The sequence below is a fragment of the Embleya sp. NPDC020886 genome, assembly GCF_044333915.1.
Classification (GTDB): domain Bacteria; phylum Actinomycetota; class Actinomycetes; order Streptomycetales; family Streptomycetaceae; genus Embleya.
The window spans coordinates 406,359-426,126 of record NZ_JBIRRX010000008.1; the positions used below are offsets into that span (position 1 = coordinate 406,359).

General features: G+C 72.9%; 17 protein-coding genes. 6 read left to right on the plus strand and 11 right to left on the minus strand.

Annotated elements, in window-relative coordinates; all coding sequences use genetic code 11:
• Positions 1-124: 124 nt before the first annotated feature.
• A complete protein-coding gene (locus ACH4U8_RS28060; protein WP_360316393.1) occupies positions 125-1,177 on the minus strand; it encodes a hypothetical protein in 1,053 nt (350 codons plus the stop codon).
• A 227-nt stretch (positions 1,178-1,404) separates the two neighbouring features.
• Between ACH4U8_RS28060 and ACH4U8_RS28065 the strand changes: the two genes are divergently transcribed.
• Complete coding sequence (locus ACH4U8_RS28065; RefSeq protein WP_395780957.1) at positions 1,405-3,822, plus strand: helicase-associated domain-containing protein; 2,418 nt, start codon at positions 1,405-1,407, stop codon at positions 3,820-3,822.
• Positions 3,823-4,314: 492 nt separating this feature from the next.
• On the opposite strand, the gene ACH4U8_RS28070 is transcribed toward ACH4U8_RS28065, so the two are convergent.
• Together ACH4U8_RS28070 and ACH4U8_RS28075 are read right to left on the minus strand one after the other, a co-directional pair.
• Entirely contained in the window at positions 4,315-5,160 is an 846-nt protein-coding gene (locus ACH4U8_RS28070) for a hypothetical protein (protein WP_360316388.1), read from the minus strand.
• The gene (locus ACH4U8_RS28075) at positions 5,157-6,041 is read right to left on the minus strand and encodes an ABC transporter ATP-binding protein (RefSeq protein ID WP_360316385.1); all 885 of its coding nucleotides are present in this window, start codon (positions 6,039-6,041) and stop codon (positions 5,157-5,159) included. Before ACH4U8_RS28075 ends, ACH4U8_RS28070 begins: the two co-directional genes overlap by 4 nt.
• 279 nt (positions 6,042-6,320) lie before the next feature.
• Between ACH4U8_RS28075 and ACH4U8_RS28080 the strand changes: the two genes are divergently transcribed.
• Positions 6,321-7,985, plus strand: a complete 1,665-nt coding sequence (locus ACH4U8_RS28080; protein ID WP_379989844.1) for a DNA repair helicase XPB — start codon at positions 6,321-6,323, stop codon at positions 7,983-7,985.
• 20 nt (positions 7,986-8,005) lie between these two features.
• Here the strand turns inward: ACH4U8_RS28080 and ACH4U8_RS28085 are convergent, their stop codons facing one another.
• Both ACH4U8_RS28085 and ACH4U8_RS28090 read right to left on the minus strand, forming a co-directional pair.
• Positions 8,006-8,662 (minus strand): VanZ family protein, encoded by a 657-nt coding sequence (locus ACH4U8_RS28085; RefSeq protein ID WP_395780959.1) that lies wholly within the window; start codon positions 8,660-8,662, stop codon positions 8,006-8,008.
• 6 nt (positions 8,663-8,668) lie between these two features.
• Positions 8,669-8,878 carry a hypothetical protein gene (locus tag ACH4U8_RS28090; RefSeq protein ID WP_360316377.1) on the minus strand — a complete coding sequence of 70 codons (210 nt, stop codon included), beginning with the start codon at positions 8,876-8,878 and terminating at the stop codon, positions 8,669-8,671.
• Positions 8,879-9,189: 311 nt separating this feature from the next.
• On the opposite strand from ACH4U8_RS28090, the gene larE reads away from it, so the two are divergent.
• Positions 9,190-10,614, plus strand: a complete 1,425-nt coding sequence (gene larE, locus ACH4U8_RS28095; protein ID WP_379989848.1) for an ATP-dependent sacrificial sulfur transferase LarE — start codon at positions 9,190-9,192, stop codon at positions 10,612-10,614.
• A gap of 34 nt (positions 10,615-10,648) precedes the next feature.
• On the opposite strand, the gene ACH4U8_RS28100 is transcribed toward larE, so the two are convergent.
• Positions 10,649-10,885 carry a hypothetical protein gene (locus ACH4U8_RS28100; RefSeq protein ID WP_360316375.1) on the minus strand — a complete coding sequence of 79 codons (237 nt, stop codon included), beginning with the start codon at positions 10,883-10,885 and terminating at the stop codon, positions 10,649-10,651.
• 203 nt (positions 10,886-11,088) lie between these two features.
• Between ACH4U8_RS28100 and ACH4U8_RS28105 the strand changes: the two genes are divergently transcribed.
• The gene (locus tag ACH4U8_RS28105; protein ID WP_020556830.1) at positions 11,089-11,472 is read left to right on the plus strand and encodes a cold-shock protein; all 384 of its coding nucleotides are present in this window, start codon (positions 11,089-11,091) and stop codon (positions 11,470-11,472) included.
• 136 nt (positions 11,473-11,608) lie between these two features.
• Here ACH4U8_RS28105 and ACH4U8_RS28110 read toward each other — a convergent pair whose 3' ends face one another.
• The 4 genes from ACH4U8_RS28110 to ACH4U8_RS28125 are packed head-to-tail and all read right to left on the minus strand — an operon-like array spanning position 11,609 to position 15,103.
• Positions 11,609-12,445, minus strand: coding sequence for a 1,4-dihydroxy-6-naphthoate synthase (locus ACH4U8_RS28110; protein ID WP_395780961.1), 837 nt, complete (start codon positions 12,443-12,445; stop codon positions 11,609-11,611).
• The gene (locus ACH4U8_RS28115) at positions 12,442-13,092 is read right to left on the minus strand and encodes a futalosine hydrolase (protein ID WP_395780963.1); all 651 of its coding nucleotides are present in this window, start codon (positions 13,090-13,092) and stop codon (positions 12,442-12,444) included. Before ACH4U8_RS28115 ends, ACH4U8_RS28110 begins: the two co-directional genes overlap by 4 nt.
• A gap of 3 nt (positions 13,093-13,095) precedes the next feature.
• Positions 13,096-13,554, minus strand: a complete 459-nt coding sequence (locus tag ACH4U8_RS28120) for a DUF2771 domain-containing protein (protein ID WP_360316366.1) — start codon at positions 13,552-13,554, stop codon at positions 13,096-13,098.
• A 10-nt stretch (positions 13,555-13,564) separates the two neighbouring features.
• The gene (locus ACH4U8_RS28125) at positions 13,565-15,103 is read right to left on the minus strand and encodes an MFS transporter (RefSeq protein WP_395780965.1); all 1,539 of its coding nucleotides are present in this window, start codon (positions 15,101-15,103) and stop codon (positions 13,565-13,567) included.
• A 134-nt stretch (positions 15,104-15,237) separates the two neighbouring features.
• Between ACH4U8_RS28125 and ACH4U8_RS28130 the strand changes: the two genes are divergently transcribed.
• Positions 15,238-16,089 carry a DUF3027 domain-containing protein gene (locus ACH4U8_RS28130; RefSeq protein ID WP_360316505.1) on the plus strand — a complete coding sequence of 284 codons (852 nt, stop codon included), beginning with the start codon at positions 15,238-15,240 and terminating at the stop codon, positions 16,087-16,089.
• 124 nt (positions 16,090-16,213) lie between these two features.
• On the opposite strand, the gene ACH4U8_RS28135 is transcribed toward ACH4U8_RS28130, so the two are convergent.
• Positions 16,214-16,471, minus strand: a complete 258-nt coding sequence (locus tag ACH4U8_RS28135) for a hypothetical protein (RefSeq protein WP_360316363.1) — start codon at positions 16,469-16,471, stop codon at positions 16,214-16,216.
• A 214-nt stretch (positions 16,472-16,685) separates the two neighbouring features.
• On the opposite strand from ACH4U8_RS28135, the gene ACH4U8_RS28140 reads away from it, so the two are divergent.
• Entirely contained in the window at positions 16,686-19,760 is a 3,075-nt protein-coding gene (locus ACH4U8_RS28140) for a sacsin N-terminal ATP-binding-like domain-containing protein (protein WP_360316360.1), read from the plus strand.
• Positions 19,761-19,768: the final 8 nt, after the last annotated feature.

Here is a 19,768-nt window from a genome sequence, read left to right on the forward strand (position 1 = left end):
CGCCGTCCGATGCAGAGGAGGTAAGGCTAACCTAATTAATGGGATCGTAAAGAGCGGGTACGGCGCTCCGACAGCGGAGTACGTCACACCCGGACCGGCCCGAATACGGGCGGTATTCCCGTGCCTACGCCGTGATCCGGCGCCGATTCAGTCGCCACAACAGGTACGCGGACGCGGCGATCGCGGCTATCCGGACCATTGCCGGCAAAAGCTCGCCGAAGCGATCCCACGCCTCGTCCCGGGCCAGATCGGTGCCCAGGTGCCCGGTGGCGCGCAGCCACATGCCGATCGCGAACGCCAGCGCGGTGGCGCCGGGGACGTAGAAGGCGGCGAACCGCCGCTCCTTGAGCGACCACGCGCCCGCGGTGAAGACCACCAGGTAGCCGAGCAGCACCACCACGGTCGAGGCGACGATCGCACCGATCGCCATCATCGCGATCGCGAACACCTCGCGCACCTGCGTGCGCAGCGCGCCCGGACCGAACATGCCCAGGGCCGGCGTGGGTTCGGTCAGCGACTCCTCGTCGTCCCAGGTCGCCGACGAGTCCGAGAGCACACCGATCGGATACGCCGGCGCGTGCAGCGAGCCGTCGCCGTACACGTCCGGGCCGGGGCGCTCCGGCGTCCCGCCCTCCGGCGGGGTCCGCCACCACAGCGGCTCCTCGTCGGGATCCGCGAGCGGGACCGGCTTGGTCGCGGCGCCGCCGGCCGCGGTCTCGGCGAGCGTGGGCGGACCGGCCGCCGCCGGGGCCGCCTCGGGGGAGACCCGAGGCGCCGGCGGTGCGGCCGGCGGCGGCGCGGCCGGCTGCGGGCGGGACGGATCCGGGATGGCCGGAATCGGCGTCGCGTCCGCGCGAAAACCCATCTGCCGCGCCACCGTGGCGTAGCGCGAACCCCGCATCGACATCGCGCCCGCGCCGTCGTCGGCCCCGGCGGTGCGCAGATCGCCGAGCCGGTACAACTCGTGTCCGACCACGGCCTCGGGGCTGCCGAGCCGATCCAGCACGACCTGCACGGTGCCGGGGGTGTGTGCGTTCAGCCGCTCGCGCTCGCTGTTGATCTGGCTGCGCAACCGCTCCACCAGCCGGGCGCGGTCGGCGGGACGCAGTCTGCGCTGGGCGGCGTCGCCGACCTCGCCCAGGTACTGCAGAACCAGATGATCGCTCTCGAAGTTCACGCCCCCACCCCACCCCTGCCGAAGGATCGTCGCATCGGCACGACGCTTGCATCGGTAAAGCGACAACTCAGCGTAGGGGCGCGGGCGTAGCGGAGCGAGGGGTTGACCGAAATGGTGATCGCCCGGACCGCCCGAGCCACCGCCGGCGGCCGATATTCGGCCGCCGCGAGGCACCGGGATCGCGGGACCGGTGATCATCGGCGGGCGGACCGTCTAACGTTGATGGGATGACCACGTCTGCGTCGCCCACCCGTGCCGAGGCCGATCGGCTCGCCGAGTCCGGCCCCCGGACGCTCGCCGAGGATCTGCGCGGACGCACCGACGCGGCCCTCGCCGCGTTGTTGCGGGCCCGGCCGGACCTGACCTCGCCGGTCCCGGTGGACCTGACCCAGCTCGCCACCCGGGCCACCACGCGGGCCTCGATCGCGCGCGCCCTGGAGCGGCTGGACCGGTTCACCCTCCAAGTGGTCGACGCCGCGGTGGTGCTGCCCGACGGCTTCGCGGCGGCCCGCCTGCACACCCTGGTCGGCGTGGACCCCGAGGTGCTCGCCGGGGCGGTGGCCAACCTGCGTGAGCAGGCCCTGCTGTGGGGCCCCGACGACGCCCTGCGGGTGGTGCGCACGGTGCGCGACCTGGTCGGCGCCAGTCCGGCCGGGCTCGGCCCGACCCTGGCCGGCGCGGCGGCCCCGACCGCGCCGTCCCGGCTCCAGGAGGTGCTCGCCGATCTCGGGCTGGGCTCCAGCCACGACGCGGTCTCCGCGATCGCGGCGATCACCGACCTGTTCACCGACCCGACCCGGCTGGACGCACTGCTCGCGCAGGCTCCCGAGGCGGCCCGCGAGGTGCTGGACAAGCTGGTCTGGGGGCCGGCCGCGGGCAGCGTGCGCGGCGCGGACCGGCCGGTGCGTGCCGACGCGGCGCGTACCCCGGTGGAGTGGCTGCTGGCCCGGGCACTGCTGGTCCCGGCGGGCCCGGACGCGGTGGTGTTGCCGCGCGAGGTCGCGCTGCACCTGCGCGGTGGCCGGGTGCACCGGACCCCGGAGCCCGCGCCGCCCGAGCTGCCCACGCGCGAGCACGATCCACAGGCTGTGGACAGCCTGGCGGCCGGCTCCGCGTTCACCGCCGTGCGTCGGGTCGAGGACCTGCTGGAGGCATGGAGCACCGGCGGCCCGGCCGTGCTGCGGGCCGGCGGCCTGGGCATGCGCGAGTTCAAGCGCACCGCGGTGCAGTTGGACGCGCCCGAGGCCGAGGTCGCGCTGTGGCTGGAACTGGCCTACGCGATGGGCCTGGTCGCCGGCGACGGCGAACCGGACGAGCAGTGGCTGCCCACCCCCGCGTACGACACCTGGCGGCGCACCCCGGTGGGCACCCGCTGGGCCGCACTCGCCGGCACCTGGCTGGAGACCACCCGGGTGCCCTCGCTGGTCGGCTCGCGCGACGACAAGGACCGCCCGATCGGCGCGCTGGGCATGCAGGTGGACCGCACCGCCGCGCCCGAGGTGCGGCGCCGGATCCTGACCACGCTCGCCGCGCTGCCGCCGGGTTCGGCCACCGACGCCGACTCGCTGCTCGCGCATCTGACCTGGCATCAGCCGATCCGGGCCGCGCGGCTGCCCGAGGAGCTGTTCCGGGCGATGCTGGTCGAGGCCGAACTGCTCGGCATCACCGGGCGGGGCGCGCTGGCCGGATACGCCCGCACGCTGGCCGAGGGCCGGGTCTACGAGGCGGGCGACGCGCTGACCCCGCTGCTCCCGGAGCCGCTGGATTACGTCTTCCTCCAGGCCGACCTCACCGCCGTGGCCCCGGGCCCGCTGGTCCTGGACCTCGCGCACGAACTGCACCTGGCCGCCGAGGTGGAGTCCACCGGCGGCGCCACCGTGTACCGCTTCACCGAGACGTCGGTGCGCCGCGCGCTGGACGCCGGTCGTACCGCGGCCGATCTGCACCACCTGCTCGCCACCCACTCGCGCACCCCGGTGCCGCAACCGCTCGGCTACCTCGTGGACGACGTGGCCCGCCGACACGGCCGGATTCGGGTCGGCACGGCGGGGGCCTTCCTGCGCTGCGACGACGACGCGCTGCTGGGCGAACTGCTCGCCGACCGCCGAGCCGCGGGACTGCGGCTGCGCCGACTGGCCCCGACCGTGCTGGCCGCCGAGTCCGCCCCGGACCTGGTGCTGGAGAAGCTGCGCGGGATGGGCTTCGCGCCGGTCGCCGAGTCCGCCACCGGCGACCTGGTACTGACCCGCCCCGACACCAGACGCACCCCGCCGCGCTCGGCCCCGCCCCGGGTCGCCGGCGAGCCCCCGGCCCCCGGCGAGGCGCTCCTCGGCGCAGCCGTCACCGCGATCCGCGCAGGCGACGCCGCCGCCACCGGCCGCGCCGACGACGGCACGGACCGCGACGGCGAACCGATCGAACTCCCCCGCACCTCGGCCGCCGAGACCCTCCTGGCCCTCCAGGCAGCCCACGCCGACCGCCGAGCAGTCTGGATCGGCCACGTAACCCGCGAAGGCCGAGCCACCCAACACATCGTGGTCCCCCTCCGCCTGGAAGGCGGCTACGTAACCGCCCACGAACAAGGCACCGGCGAAATCCACACCTACCCCCTACACCGCATCACCGGCGTAGCCGAAACAACCTAGCCCCACCCCCAAGCCCCCACCCCCAGGCGCGTCAGCGCCCCCGAGGCGGCCGAGACCTCATGATCGACGCGCGCAGCGCGGAGAGCGGCGGAGCCGCAATACAAAGACTTCGTGGCCCGGAGCGAAGCGCAGGGACACGAAGTCACGAGCGAGGGGCCACTTTTTTGTGGAGGAGCCCGCGACGGAACAAAAAAGTGGTGCCTCGCGAGCCGGCGCCGAAGGCGCCCAACAAAAAGCAACGCTGCATCGCCGAAAGCCGCCCACCCCGCCCGCTCAGCTCACGACCCCGGTCCGGTCGTGCTGTTCGCCTCACGACCGGGGCCTTCCGGCTCGCTGCGCTCGCGATCTCGGTCTGGTTGCCGGGGCTCGGCCCGCGACCGGCGCCACCGGCTCGCTACGCCCCCACCACCGAAACCACCGAAACCACCCCTCGACAACTCCCGCCCACAACCCCCTCGACAACTCCCGCCCACAACCCCCCGACAACCCCCCTCACATCTCCCGCCGCCCAATCCGCCAAACCGCCAGCCAAACACACAACCCCGACAAAACCACCGACAACCCAAAATTGTCGACATACTCCCCAGGAGTATGCCCCCGCAGCAAATCGATCTGCGAGTTGAAGAGCTGCGAAGGCAACCAGCTCTGCAACGGTCGCCACAACGCCGCCAGCGGCATCACCACGAAGCTCACCAGGGTCGCGCCAAAAATCGCCACCGGCCGGCGCAGGCACGCGGCCATCGCGGCGACCACGCTGAGTTCGAGCACCACGCCGACGATCCCGTAGAGCGACCCGTAGAAGACCGCCTTCGCCGGCAGCGGCCCGAACATCCAGTGCACCTGGGCCCACGCGATCAGGCTGCCCAGCAGATAGGCCAGCGAGACCGCCGCCGTGGTCACCGTGTACCGGGGCAACACCAAATCGCGCGGGCGGCGCATCCGGGTGCGATGGAACGCGGCCAGGCCGGGTCGATGGTCGACCGCCAGGGCGCTCGCCATCAGCGCGAGCCCGACCAGGACGCTGACCTGGCCGACGCCGTACGTGTACACCGCCATCCCGCTGTCCGCGCGCATCCCGCCCGCCGGCGCCACCGCGTCGATGTGCAGCGCCTCGACGATGCGATCGCGGTGCCTGGCGAACACCGGGCCGATCAGCCCCAGGCCCGGATAGGCCATCACGAGCAACAACCACCGCCGGGTACGCACCAGCCGCAGCCACTCCAGCCGCCACAGCCCCAGTCGGCGCGGCCCGCGCGGGACACGATCGACGCCGGCCACCACCGCGGACGCGGTCGGCTGGGTCGTCGTGGGCGCCTGCACGGCGCCGGACCGGGTCATCGCGGACCACCGGTGATGGACAGGAACGCCGCCTCCAGGTCGGACTCCTCCGGCGCGACCGAGACCACCCGGGCCGAGCTGCGGCTGAGCACCTCGGCGAGGTGCCGCTCGCCGGCCTCCAGCGACCGGGCCTCGACCCGGAACAGCCCGGGCCGCAGCGACGACACACGCGCGACCCAGCTCTCCGCCGCGAACGCGCGCAACAGATCGGTGCCGCCGCCCCGCACCCGCACCAGCCAGCTCGGCCGCATGTGCGTGTCCACCAGTTCGGCGGTGGACCCCTGGTAGAGCAGCCGGCCCGCGCGCATCACGCCCACCTGATCACAGACCCGCTGTACGTCGGCCAGGATGTGGCTGGAGAAGACCACCGTGGTGTGTTCGCGCAGGCTCGCCACCAGATCGAGCACGTCGGCCCGACCGCGCGGGTCGAGCGCGGAGGTGGGCTCGTCCAGGATGAGCAGTTCGGGGTCGGCCACCAGGGCGGCGGCCAGGCCCAGGCGCAGCGTCATGCCGCGCGAGAGCGAGCCGGCCTTGCGCTCGGCGCAGCCGGACAGCCCGGTGCGATGCAGCGCGACCTTGACCTTCTCCCGGGGCAGCCGTCGTTCGACGAGGTTTCCGGCCAGTTCGACCACCTCGGACGCGGTCAGCCACGGTTCGAATTCGGGCACGTCCGTGGACACCGCGACCCGGCGCCGGTCGACCCCGAAGAGCACCTCGCCGTAATCCGCCCGCCGAGTGCCGCCCATGATCGACAACAGCGTGGTCTTGCCCGCGCCGTTCGGCCCGACCAGGCCGTATACGCAGCCGCGCGGCACCGCCAGGTCGATGCCGAAGATGCCGGTGCCGCCGCCGTAGTCCCGGGTCAGGGCGCGCGTGGACACGGCGGGACCAGTGGTCGGTGCGCCGGCGTGCTCGGGGGTCTCGGCGGCGGGGCGATCGGGACGGGGAACCCGATCGTCGGAGGCCGACGACTTTTGTTGCGCCATCAAGTATCCAGGGTAGGTAGACGGGCCGGTTTGTGTGTTCCTCCGTAAGGATGGGTCTGGCGCTCCTCCCTGGGCAGTACGGCCCCTGGAGCCTGCTCCTGCCGATGACAAACGGTTTTCGGAACACGGTCGCCGCGCCGATGGTTGAGACTTGTTGGTCCCGTCCCCTCCACCATGCGGAAAGGTTGGCCCGTGCCCGATGGCCCGCTGATCGTCCAGTCCGACAAGACCCTGCTCCTCGAGGTGGGGCACGAGGCATCCGCCGACTGCCGTCGGGCGATCGCTCCGTTCGCCGAACTCGAACGCGCCCCGGAGCATGTGCACACCTACCGGCTGACCCCGCTGGGCCTGTGGAACGCGCGCGCCGCGGGCCACGACGCCGAGCAGGTCGTGGACGTGCTGCTGCGCTACTCGCGCTACCCGGTGCCCAACGCGCTGCTCGTGGACGTCGCCGAGACGATGGGCCGCTACGGGCGGCTCCAGTTGTCCAAGCACCCCACCCACGGCCTGGTGCTGACCAGCACCGACCGCGCGGTGTTGGAGGAGGTGCTGCGCAGCAAGAAGATGATTCCGCTGGTGGGTGCGCGGGTGGACCCGGACACCGTGGTGGTGCACCCCTCCGAGCGCGGCCAGATCAAGCAGGTGCTGCTCAAGCTCGGCTGGCCCGCCGAGGACTTCGCGGGCTACGTGGACGGCGAGGCGCACGCGATCGACCTGGCCGAGGACGGCTGGCGATTGCGGGCGTACCAGCAGGAGGCGGTCGAGGGCTTCTGGCACGGCGGCTCGGGCGTGGTCGTGCTGCCGTGCGGCGCGGGCAAGACGCTGGTCGGTGCGGCGGCGATGGCCACCGCGAAGGCGACCACGCTGATCCTGGTCACCAACACGGTCTCGGCTCGGCAGTGGAAGTCCGAACTGGTCAAGCGCACTTCGTTGACCGAGGACGAGATCGGCGAGTACAGCGGCACCCGCAAGGAGATCCGGCCGGTCACCATCGCCACCTACCAGGTGGTGACCACCCGTCGGAAGGGCGTCTACCCGCACCTGGAGCTGTTCGACTCCCGGGACTGGGGCCTGATCGTGTACGACGAGGTCCACCTGCTGCCCGCCCCCATCTTCCGATTCACCGCCGACCTGCAGGCCCGTCGTCGGCTCGGCCTGACCGCGACGCTGGTACGCGAGGACGGTCGCGAAGGCGACGTGTTCTCGCTGATCGGTCCCAAGCGCTACGACGCGCCGTGGAAGGAGATCGAGAACCAGGGATACATCGCGCCGGCCGACTGCGTCGAGGTGCGGGTCACCTTGACCGAGACCGAGCGGCTGGCCTACGCGACCGCGGAGCCCGAGGAGCGGTACCGCTTCTGCGCGACCACCGCGAGCAAGACCCGTGTGGTCAAGGAACTGGTCGAGCAGCACCGGGGCGAACAAACCCTGGTGATCGGCCAGTACATCGACCAACTCGACGAGTTGGGCGAGGTGTTGGACGCGCCGGTGATCAAGGGTGAGACCACCAACAAGGAACGCGAGCGGTTGTTCGACGCGTTCCGCACCGGTGCCGTGCAGGCGCTCGTGGTCAGCAAGGTGGCGAACTTCTCGATCGACCTGCCGGACGCGACGGTGGCCATCCAGGTGTCCGGCTCGTTCGGCTCGCGGCAGGAGGAGGCGCAGCGGCTCGGTCGGGTGCTTCGGCCCAAGGCGGACGGCCGGGGCGCGCGGTTCTACTCGGTGGTCGCGCGCGACACCATCGATCAGGACTTCGCCGCTCATCGGCAACGGTTCCTCGCGGAACAGGGCTACGCGTACCGGATCGTCGACTCCGACGATTTGGACAAGCAGAAGTAGTCGACGGGCGGGGCGTTCGGTCACGCGATCGGGCGCTTCTCCAGGGCCTTCGGGGGTCGCTCCCGTCGCCGGCGGGTGCGGCGGGGGTGGACCCGGGCGGCCAGGTGCCGGCCCAGGAACAGGTAGGCGAGGACCGCGCCGCTCGCGTTCAGGATCACGTCGTCGATGTCGAACGCGCGGCCGACGACGAACAGGCCCTGCACCGCCTCGACCACGAGCATCGGCACGCCGACGGCGAGCAGGATCCGCAGCGGGCCGCGCAGCCGGGCGGAGACCACCGGGAGCAGCACGCCCAGCGGCGTGCACAACACCAGGTTGCCGCCGATCTGCCGGATCGCGTCCCGGACTTCGGGGCGGTCCAGGTAGGACCGGATCGAGTTGCCCGGGTCGGTGTTGCCGGTGACCAGGTCCTGCGAATCGGGTTGCGGGGTGAGCGTCACCCGGGCCAGCACCAGTGCGAAGGCGACCAGGGCCAGCACGCCGAACCCGATCGCGACGGCGCGCAGCACGCGTGCGGCACGCGAGCGGGTGGGCCGGGGGCCGTCGGCGGCATCGGCGGGCTTCGCGGCGGTGCCGGGTCGCGCGTCCTCGGTCCCGAACGGGTCGTCCACCGTGTCCACCCCCGAGTGTCGGTTCGGCTGCCCGAGCGGACGTCTGCCCGCGCGCAGTCGGACCATGCCGGGTCACGGCACGGCATGCCTGCCGAGCAGGGTGACTCGAACGGCCGTGCCGGTGAACACCCACGCGCCGCGCGCGACCGTCGCGGTGAGGTGAGCGGGCCGACGCAGCCGGGCGCGGACCAGTTCGGTGAACGGGATCTCGGCGGCGGAGGAGCCGCGCAGCTTCGGCATCCGCAACGAATGGGGGGCGGGGAGATGCGTCATCGTGCTCATGTCCCCGACGCTATGCGGACCGACATAACGGGCGCGTCAGCACCAGGGCGCCCGCTGCGATACCTCTCCCGGATGACCGCCCCCCAGGGGTCGACCGTGCGGCCGACCCCTGGGACTCGGGGGCGGCGGACGGGAATCCGACCACAAGCGCGCGCGGGGCGGCGAGCCGTCCACGGGCGCATTCCGCTTCGAATGCGCCCTTGACACGAATGAGCCGAAACGATCAAGGAAAGTGCAGTTCACGGCATTGCCCACGTTCGGGCATCGGCCTGCAACGCGCCGCATCGTAGGCTGAACGGGTGAATTCCCTCATGGTTGGTTTCGACCTGGACATGACGCTCGTCGACTCCCGTCCCGGCATCGGGGCGGCCTGGGCCGTGCTCGCCGCGGAGACCGGTGTCCCGATCGACATCGCGCTGGTCGTCTCCCGACTGGGGCCCCCGCTGGAGATCGAGGTCGCGAACTGGTTCCCGGCCGCCGAGGTCACCGCCGTGGCCGCGCGCTATCGCGAGCTGTATCCCGACCATGCCGTGCTCGGCACGGACGTGCTGCCCGGTGCTCGTGCGGCGCTCGCGGCGGTGCATCGGCTCGGCGGTCGCACGATGGTGGTGACCGGCAAGCACGAGCCCAACGCCCGGCTGCATCTGGACCATCTGGATCTGGCCGTGGACCATCTGGTCGGCGACCTGTGGGCCGAACAAAAGGGCGCGGCGCTGCGCGCGTCGGGGGCGAGCGTGTACGTCGGCGACCATCTCGGCGACCTGGCCGGGGCCCGTGCCGCGGGCGCGGTCGCGGTCGGGGTGGCGACCGGACCGATCTCCGCCGAGGACCTGCGCGCGGCCGGCGCCGACGTCGTGCTCACCGATCTGACCGAGTTCCCCGCGTGGTTGGAGGCACACGTCGCCGACCTGCGGCTCGCCGGGCTGCGCGAGCGGCTGCGCGGCCTGGGCAGCGTCGCGGTGGCCTTCTCCGGCGGCGCGGACTCGGCCTTCCTGCTGGCCGCGGCGGTTCGCACGCTGGGCGCGGCCAACGTGCTCGCGCTGACCACCGAGTCGCCGAGCCTGCCGGCCGCCGAACGCGACGCCGCACGGGCCTTCGCGGCGGACCTGAGGGTGCGTCATGAACTGGTGCCCAGCGACGAGATGGCCCGCGAGGGCTATCGCGCCAACAACGGCGACCGATGCCGGTTCTGCAAGACGGAGTTGATGGCGGTGCTCGCGCCGGTGGCGCGTGCGGCGGGGATGGCCCACCTGGCCACCGGCACCAACGCGGACGACGCGCGGGTGGGCTTTCGGCCGGGGATCGCCGCGGCGGCCGAGGCGGGGGCGGTCACCCCCCTGCTGGACGCGGGCCTGACCAAGGCTCAGGTGCGGGCGATCAGCCGGACCTGGGGGCTGCCGACCTGGGACAAGCCGGCCGCGGCGTGCCTGTCCAGCCGGGTCGCCTTCGGCGTGGCGATCACCCCGAGCAGGCTGGCCCGGGTGGAGCGGGCCGAGACCGCCTTGCGCGCGGTCCTGGCCCGGGACGGGATCCCGGTTCGCAACCTGCGGGTGCGCGACCTGGGGCAGTCCGCGCGGATCGAGGTGGACGCCGCGCTCAGCGCCGCCGTGGACGGGCACGAACCCGCCCTGGCGGCGGTCCACGAGGCCGGCTTCACGAGCGTCGAGGTGGACCCGCTCGGCTACCGCGAGGGCGCGATGAACGAACTGTTGCCCGACCCGGAGTCGTACCGCTAGGAACGCCCCCCGGCGCGTTGCGGCGGGCGCGGCGTCAGAGCGTCTCGGGCACCGGGCGACGCCTGCTGCGGGCCGACTTGAACAGGCCCGCGGCGGCCACCGCGAAGCCGACCGGCATCAGCGCGCTGACCAGATAGACCGCGGTCGGCAGCGCGTCGGCGCCGATCAGCAGCGGTGTCACGGTGGCGAGCGTGGCGATCGTCCCGATGGCGAAGAGCACCGCGCCGATGCGGACGAGCCGATCGCCGGGGCCTGCGGATGCGTTGTACACACGCCCAGGGTAGATGCCCCGATCCGGCCCCGATGCGCCCGGGGCGGTATCCCGATGTCCGGCCGAGAACGCGACCATTAGCCTGGTCGAGTGAACGGGGTCACTACGCGTTCCTGCTCGGATTCGATGTGTGCGCCCCACCCAGCCTGGTAAATGCTCGTAAAAGTCCCGACGAAGCCGTCCCGACACGATCGAGGTCTCCCGTGCCCACCGGCAAGGTCAAGTGGTTCGACACCGAGAAGGGCTTCGGGTTTTTGTCCCGGGACGACGGGGGCGACGTGTTCGTGCACGCGTCGGCGCTGCCGCAGGGCCTGGACACGCTCAAGCCGGGCACCCGGGTCGAGTTCGGCATCGTCGAGGGGCGACGGGGCGAACAGGCCCTCTCGCTCCGGGTCCTGGACCCGCGTCCCTCGGTCGTCGCCGCGAGTCGCAAGAAGCCCGACGAGATGAGTTCGATCATCCAGGACCTGCTCAAGGTCCTCGAAGGCGTCGACAAGACCCTCGAACGCGGCCGCTACCCCGACAAGCGCGCGACCACGAAGGTCGCCGAACTGCTGCGGGCCGTCGCCGACGAACTCGACACGTGAGCACCGCCTGACGGCGGCGCGGGACACCCGGCCCGGCGGCCGGTGCGGTGCCCTCGAACGCCGGACGGGCCGGATGGTGCCGGGCGGGCCCGGGCGGCGCGTCCGGCGTGCTCGGGGCCGTCCGGCGCCCGCCGGGTCAGGTAAGTTTCAGGGCGTCGGCCGGCACGGGCGGGACCAGGCCCTCGGCGGCGGCTCGGGTCAGCAGGTGGGTCACTGCCGCGTGGCCGGATTCGCCCAGGTCCCGGGTGAACTCGTTGACGTACAGGGCGATGTGCCGGTCGGCGACGTCCGGGTCCATCTCCTGGGCGTGTGCGAGGACGTAGGCGCGTGACGCGGCCGGATTCGCCCAGGCGTGTTCGACCGACGCGCGGGCGGCGGCGGCCAGGGCGGGCAGGTCCAGCGAGCGTTTGGCGATGATCGCGCCGAGCGGGATCGGCAGCCCGGTGTCCGACTCCCACCAGTCGCCCATGTCGGCCAGGCAGGTCAGCCCGTAGCGCGCGTAGGTGAAGCGGGCCTCGTGGATCACCAGGCCCGCGTCCACGAGGCCGTCGCGCACCGCGGGCATGATCTCGTCGAACGGCAGCACCCGGATCTCGCCGACGCCGCCGGGCACGTTGCCCGCCGCCCACAACCGGAACAGCAGGTAGGCGGTGGAGCGTTCGCTCGGCACCGCGACCACCTTGCCCGCCAGCGCCGCCGGCGTGCTCGCGCCCAGGCTCAGCACGAGCGGGCCGCAGCCGCGGCCGAGCGCGCCGCCGCAGGGCAGCAGCGCGTATTCGTCCAGGACCCACGGGAGCGCCGCGTAGGAGACCTTCAGCAGGTCCAGTTCGCCGCGTTCGGCCAGGCCGTTGGTGATGTCGATGTCGGCGTAACGCACGTCCACCGGCGGCGCGTCGGCGAGCAGGCCGTGCGTCCAGGCGTGGAAGACGAACGTGTCGTTCGGGCACGGCGAGTAGGCCAGCGACAGGGTCATCGGGTCGGGCTCCCTTCGAGCGCGGCGAAGGCCGAGGTGAGGGCGCGCAGTGCGTCGGGGATGCGCCACGCCGCGCGGTCGCGCGGGCCCACGGCGTTGGAGATGGTGCGCAGTTCGAGCATCGGCACGTCGAACGCGGCGGCGGCGGTGGCCACTCCGAAGCCCTCCATGCCCTCGACCGCGGCGTCCGGGTGCCATTCGGCCAACTCGGCGGCGCGCGCGGCGGTGCCGGTCACGGTGGACACGGTGAGGGCGAGTCCGGTGACGAGCGGGATGTCGGCCGCCCGCAACGCGTCACCCACGTGGGTGATCAGCCCCGGATCCGAGTCGAACGCGCCCGTCCCGAAGCCCAGTTCCTCGATCGGCACGAACCCGTCGGCGGTCTGCGCACCCAGGTCGGCGGCCACCACCCGGGTGGCCAACACCGTCGAGCCGACCGGCGCCCGGCCCGAAAAGCCGCCGCCGATACCGGCGTTGATCACCAGGTCGTAGGCACCACGCGCGAGCGCGGCGGCCGTCCCGGCGGCAGCGGCGGCCGGACCCGCACCGACGGCGAGCACCTCCGGACCGGGAGTGCGCCACGAACGCGAACCGCCGAGCACGGCGTCGCGCTCGGCGGCCACGGCGGTGATCACCAGAATGGGCAAGAGCTACTTCTTCTTGACCTTGAACGACCAGATGCCCCGGTAGCCCTCTTTGCCGTCCGGCTGCACGACCTGGACCAGGATCGGCTCGTCGCCCTTCTCCGGCGCCCCGTACTTCAGCCGAATGTCGGAGTAGTAGGTGGTCTTGATCGCCGACGCGGTCTGCGGCTTGCCGTCGAACAGGAGCAGCCAACCCTTGTCGGCGATCTTCTTGTCCACGCCCACCGAGAAGCTGCCGCCCTCGTCGACCGAGATGGTCTTGAGCTTCGTCTTGTTCAGGCACTCCGACACCTTGGCGTCGTCGAGCGTGCCACCGTCCTTGTAGCACTCCGCCTCGGAGTGGACCGACGTGGTCCCGGTGACCAGGGTCACCAACGGGGTGGGCTTGTCGATGTTGCAACCCGTCAGGGCGAGCGCGCCCAGGACGGCGGCGCCGGCGAGCGCGGCAGGGCGGCGAGTCTTCATGATCGGAAGATTACCGGGCGGCCCGCAGCCGGACGCCGGGGGACCGCTTGCGACGCGCCCGGCGAGTCGTCAGTTTGCGACCGACGATCACCAGCGCCAGGGTCAGCACGCCCGCCGCGACGCTCATCCCCAGCGTGCCGTTCAGGGGCAGCGCGATGCCGATGCCGCCGCCGATCACCCAGGCCACCTGGAGCGCGGTCTCGGTGCGGGCGAAGGCGGAAGTACGCACCGCCTCGGGGATGTCGCGCTGGATCATCGCGTCCAACGAGAGCTTGCCCAGCGCCTGGGCGAGACCGGCGACCGCCGCCACCGCGAGCACGGTGATCAGGCTGTACATCACCGCCGCCCAGGCCGCGCAGGTCGCGGACACCAGCAGCACGCCGACGATGATCGCCTCCGGCGCACGGGACTTGAGCCAGGCCCCGAGCGCGGTGCCGACCGCGTTGCCGACCGCGGCGGCGACCACCACCGCGATGGTGGCCTGGGTCGCGGACAGGTCGGCCACCGGGTGCTGGCGCATCAGGAAGCCGAGGAACATGATCAGGAAGCCGGAGAAGCCGCGCATCGCCGCGTTCGCCCACAACGCCTGGACCACGGACGGGCCCACACTGCGCAGCCGCCGCGAGGTCTTGACCCGGACCGGCTTGCGACCGGGCTCGCGCTCGGTCGACGCCTCGGGTTCGGACGCCGGCTCGGTGCCGCCCCCGTCCCGGCCGGTCCGCAGCTTGGTCAGCGACACCTTGCGCTTGTGGTCGACGCCGGGCGCCTCGGCGGTGAAGGAGGCCCGGTCCTCGCCCTCGGCCGAGTCGACCTTGGCGGGCAGGGTGAGTGCCAGGACCGCGCCGAAGGTGAACACGACACACGCGCCGTACAGGATCCCGGGCGTGCCGAACGCGTACTTGAGGCCGCCCGCGACCGGTGCCGCGCCCATCGTGCCGATCAGGCCGAACAGGGTGATCCGCGAGTTCGCCTTGACCAGCGAGACCGAGCGCGGCTGGAGCCGGGGCACCACCGCGCTGCGGCTGACCCCGTACACCTTGGAGGAGACCAGCACGCCGAACGCCGCCGGATACAGCTCCAGCCCGCCGTCGTTCACCGAACCGGCCATCAGCCAGCACAGCCCCACCCGGACCAGCATCGCCACCGCCATCGCGACGCGCCGACCGCGGCGCATCCGGTCCAGGATCGGACCGAGCACCGGGGCGAGCAGCGCGAACGGCGCGAGGGTGATCAGCAGGTACATCGCGACCCGGTCGCGCGCCTCGCCGGTGGGCACCGAGAAGAACACGGTCGTGGCCAGCGCCATGGTCACCAGCGCGTCGCCCGCGTTGTTGATCAGATGCAGCTCGATCAGCTTGGCGAGACCGCTTTCTCCGGCCCCCTTGGCCCGGGCCGCGCCGCGCAGTCTGCCGAAGCCGCCGGTGAACAGTCCGCCGAACCAACCCAGCGCGCGCCGCGCCGGACCTCGGTTCCTGGGGTACGACCCGCGGGTCGAACTCGGCGCCCGAATGGTGCGCCGTGATGCGGTGGTGGTCTTGGAGGCTGCCACGCCGGGATCCTGCCCTCGCTCCCTCGGATGATGCGGTCGCGACACGCCAGGAAGGGCTCGCTCCGCGCGCCCGTTCGGGAATCGGACGTGTTTTGAGGGTATCGGCGGTGGAGACCTTCGACGCGTGAGAGAGAATCACTCTCGTGAGTGCCGCGACCCGTAGTCGAACCCCGGACCGCCTCTGCGCCGAGGCGGTTGATCTTGCCTTCGCTGCCGCCGAGGAAGCCGCAGGTCAGGACTCCGTCGGCGAGCATCTGGGTGTTCAGGTGGATGGTGATCGCCTGGTCACCCACCTGTTCGCGTGCCGCGAGTCCGCCTACCACGGCTGGCGGTGGGCGGTGACCGTTGCCCGTGCGCCCCGCGCCAAGCTGGTGACCGTGGACGAAACCGTCCTCGTCCCGGGACCCGAGGCGCTGCTGGCGCCTGCCTGGGTGCCGTGGAACGAGCGGCTTCGTCCCGGCGACCTCGGCGTGGGCGACCTGTTGCCCACCGACGCCGACGACCCCCGTCTCGAATTCGGTTACACCGGAGCGGACGAGACAGAGGAGGAACTGACCGAACCGATCGCGTTCGGTCCCAAGGCGGTCGCGTACGAGCTGGGACAGGGGCGCGCACGCGTCCTGTCGCCGGTCGGCCGCGATCTGGCCGCAGACCGTTGGGACGAGCACTTCGGCCGGGCCACGCCCATGGCCCAGGCCGCCCCGGCGCACTGCACGAGTTGTGGCTTCCTGGTCAAGGTCGGCGGCCCGCTCGGGCAGGCGTTCGGAGTGTGCGCCAACGAGTACTCGCCCGCCGACGGCCGGATGGTCTCGCTGGCGTACGGCTGCGGCGGCCACTCGGAAGCGGCGGTCATGCCCGCCGCGACGCCCGCCGCCGAGCTGTCCCTGGACGAATACCGGATCGAGACCGTGCGGATCCGCCCGGTGGAGAGTCCGGTGGACGAGGACGGCATGCAGCCCGGCGAGGACCAACTGGGCCACTCCTGATCGATCCCGTGCCCGTGTGCACGACCTCGCGCGACACGCCCGACGTCCTCGAATCCGCCCACCCGACCGACACGCCGAAGCCGCCACCGAACCGGTGGCGGCTTCGGGTCGTTTCGGGCTCGGATCAGCGCGCGGTGCCGCGGAAACCGACCGGGCCCTCACCCGGGAACTGCGCGGAGCCCTGGAAGCGCGCGCCGTCGTCGAAGAAGGTGATCGTCGCGTTGCCCTGCGGGCCGGACCAGGAAAGCTGGGTGCCGGTCGCCGGGCGGGCCTTGTCCGGAACCACGGCGTTGCGACTCTGTACCACGACGGCGAGGTCGGCGTCGTCGTGCCAGGCGGCGTCCGGGCCGCCCCACTGGATCTGTGTGCGATAGGTAGCCACGTTGTCTCCCCTTCCGTAGCCGAGCGGGGTTTCCCCCACCGCCGTGTCTACTCCCGTGTCCGCGGGTCTCGCCACACGAACGGACAGGCCCGCATGTGAGGGTTTTGTGTGGGTTGATCCACTGCCGTCCATCCGGTGGGATCGCCGGGAAGCCGTGTGACCGGAAACGCAATAGGGTTCCGGCCACATCCGCGAACGAGGGACGGCGCACGGTATGGGCATCGACGACCGCTTTGGCACCGCTTCGCTTCGGCGAGCCGTACTGGACGCGTGGGCCGCGTCGCCCGCGCGTTTCCGGGAGGACGCGAACGCCGAGGAGGAACTCGCCCTCGGCGGCTACCGCGACCGCCTGGTGGTCGAACTCGCGCAGAACGCCGCCGACGCGGCGGCCCGCGCGGGGGTGCCGGGCCGGCTGCGGCTGACCCTGCGCGACGGCGTGCTGGTCGCGGCCAACACCGGCGACCCGCTGCACGCGCAGGGCGTCGAGGCGTTGTCCACGCTGCGCGCCTCCGCCAAGCGCGACGACGGGCCCGAGGCGGTCGGCCGGTTCGGGGTCGGCTTCGCCGCGGTGCTCGCGGTCACCGACGAGCCGTGCGTGCTCTCGCGCACCGGCGGCGTGCGCTGGTCCCTCCAGGAGGCCCGTGACCTGGTCGCCGAACAGGCTCGGAACAACGCCGGACTGACCGACGAGCTGGCCCGGCGCGACGGCGGTGTGCCGGTGCTGCGGCTGCCGATGCCGGCCGAGGGCACGCCGCCCGAGGACTACGACACCTGCGTGGTGCTGCCGCTGCGCGACGGCGCCGCCGCGGATCTGGCCGCCCGGCTGCTCGCCGAGATCGACGACGCGTTGCTGCTCACCCTGCGCCGGCTCGGCGAGATCGTGATCGAGACCGCGGACGGCGTGCGGACGCTGACCTGCCGGGCCGAGGGCGGTGCCCTCGTGGTGACCGACAACGGCGTGACGACCCGCTGGCGGGTCGGTGAGGACGGCGGCGCGCTGGCGCCCGAACTGCTCGCCGATCGGCCCACAGAGGAGCGCCGGCGGGCCGCCTGGTCGGTGTTGTGGGCGGTCCCGCTGGACGCCGTCGACCAGCCGCGCCGGCCCGACGTACGGCCCGTCGTGCACGCCCCCACGCCCACCGACGAGCCGCTCGGGCTGCCCGCGCTGCTCGTCGCGTCCTTCCCGCTCGACCCGACCCGCCGACACACCGCGCCCGGCCCGCTGCGCGACTTCCTGATCGAGCGCGCCGCCGAGACCTACGCCACGCTGCTGGGCACCTGGCCGACCAGTACGACCGGCATCCTGAGCCTGGTGCCCGGCCCGACCGCCGAGGGCGAGCTGGACGGGTTGTTGCGGCATCGGGTGCTGGCCCGACTCGCCGACACCGCGTTCCTGCCCGCCGCCGCGCCCGCCTCCGAGGCCGAGCCGGACGACCCGGACGCGCTGCTGCTCGATCGGGGCACCGCCGCGCGCGACCGGGACCTGCTGCGTCCGCGCGACGCGGTGCTGATCGAGACGGCGGGCCCGGGCCTGGTCGACGCGCTGGCACCGGTGGTGGCCGGGCTGCTGCCCGCGGGGCTGGATCGCAGCGCGGCCCTGCGGGTGCTGGGGGTGCGTCGGTTGCCGCTGGCCGAAGTGGTCGACCAGTTGGCCGGCATGGATCGGGAGCCGGCCTGGTGGCGGGCCCTGTACGACGCGTTCGACCCGGCCGCCCGGGACGCGCTGGGCGCGCTGCCGGTGCCGCTCGCGGACGGCCGGATCGTGCGCGGGCCGCGCGGGATCCTGCTGCCCGGTCCGGACAGCCCCGACCCGGCCGCGCTCGACGTGCTCCGGCTGCGCGTCGCCCACCCGGACGCGACCCACCCGCTCCTGGAACGGCTGGGCGCGATCCGGGCCACCCCGAGGGCGGTGCTCGCGGACCCGGCGGTGCGCGCGGCGGTGGCCGACAGCGAGGACGGCGACGACATCGCCGACGCGATCCTGGAACTGGTCCGGGCCGCCCGGATCGGCCCCGGCGACGAGCCCTGGTTGTCCGCGCTGCTGCTGCCGGACGCGGACGGCGACGCGGTCCCGGCCGGCGAACTGATGTTGCCCGGCAGCCGGATCGCCGCGGTGGTCGAGCCGGACGCGCTCGGCGTCGTCTACCCGGACCTGGTCGAGCGCTGGGGCGAGGACGTGCTGGAGGCGGTCGGCGTGCTCGGCACCTTCGGCCTGGTCCGGGAGGACGACGTGGTCCTGGACCACGACGGCTGCGATCACGACCTGGACGCCGAGGACGACTGGCTCGACGACGTGCTCGACCACATGCCGGACGACGGGGTGCCGCCGGTGCTGGCGACCTTCGTCGCGGTGCGCGACCTGGACCTGGTCGCGGACGACGCCTGGGACGAGGCGCTGGAGGTGATCGCCACGCCGCCGCTGCGCAGCGCGGTGACCGAGCCGGCGCACGTCCTGCTGCCGGACGGCGGCACGGCCCGGGTGCCCTCCTACACCTCGTGGTGGCTGCGCGGACATCCGGTGCTGGACGGCCGGCGGCCGGCGGGGCTGCTCGCCGCCGACGGGGACCGGCTGCTGCACGGGCTCTACGACGAGGTCCGGGCGAGCCTGGATCCGGTCTTCCTGACGGCCCTGGGCGTGCGTACGACGCTCGCGGCGCTGCTGGCCGACCCGGACGGCCCGGACGAACTTCTGGAGCGTCTGGCGGACCCGGAGCGGCCCGTGACGCGCGACCAGTTGCGGGCGCTGTACACCGCGCTCGCCGACGTCGCACCGGAGCGGTTGTCCGCGCCGGCCGAACTGCGCGGCGTCTCGGGTGGGCGGATGACCGTCGCCGACGTGGCCGACGCGCTGGTGGGCGACGCGCCGGACCTGGCGGCCTTGGTCGCGGACGACGCGGCGCACGTGGTGCTGCCGGTGCGTCCGGATCGTGCCGAGGCGCTGGCCGACCTGCTCGACGTACCGCTGCTGTCCGAGACGATCCCGGGCAAGGTGCTCTCCGAGGGCACGCTGCACGAGGTGCCGGAGGACGTGCTGGCCGCGATGCCGGACGCGCCGAAGGAGTACTACGAGCACGAGGAGCTGATCGTCTCCGGCCCGAACGAGAGCGAACTCGACGCGGACTGGCGCTACGTCGACGGCCGGGTGCACGCCACCACCTTCGAGGGCGTCGCGCGCGGTCTGGCCTGGGCGGCGGGCGAGTGGCACCGCCGCTTCGAGGTCGAACAACTGCTGACCCACCCCGAGAACGCGGACCACTTCGCGACGGAACGCGACTTCGACGGGGTGTGAGCGGGCCT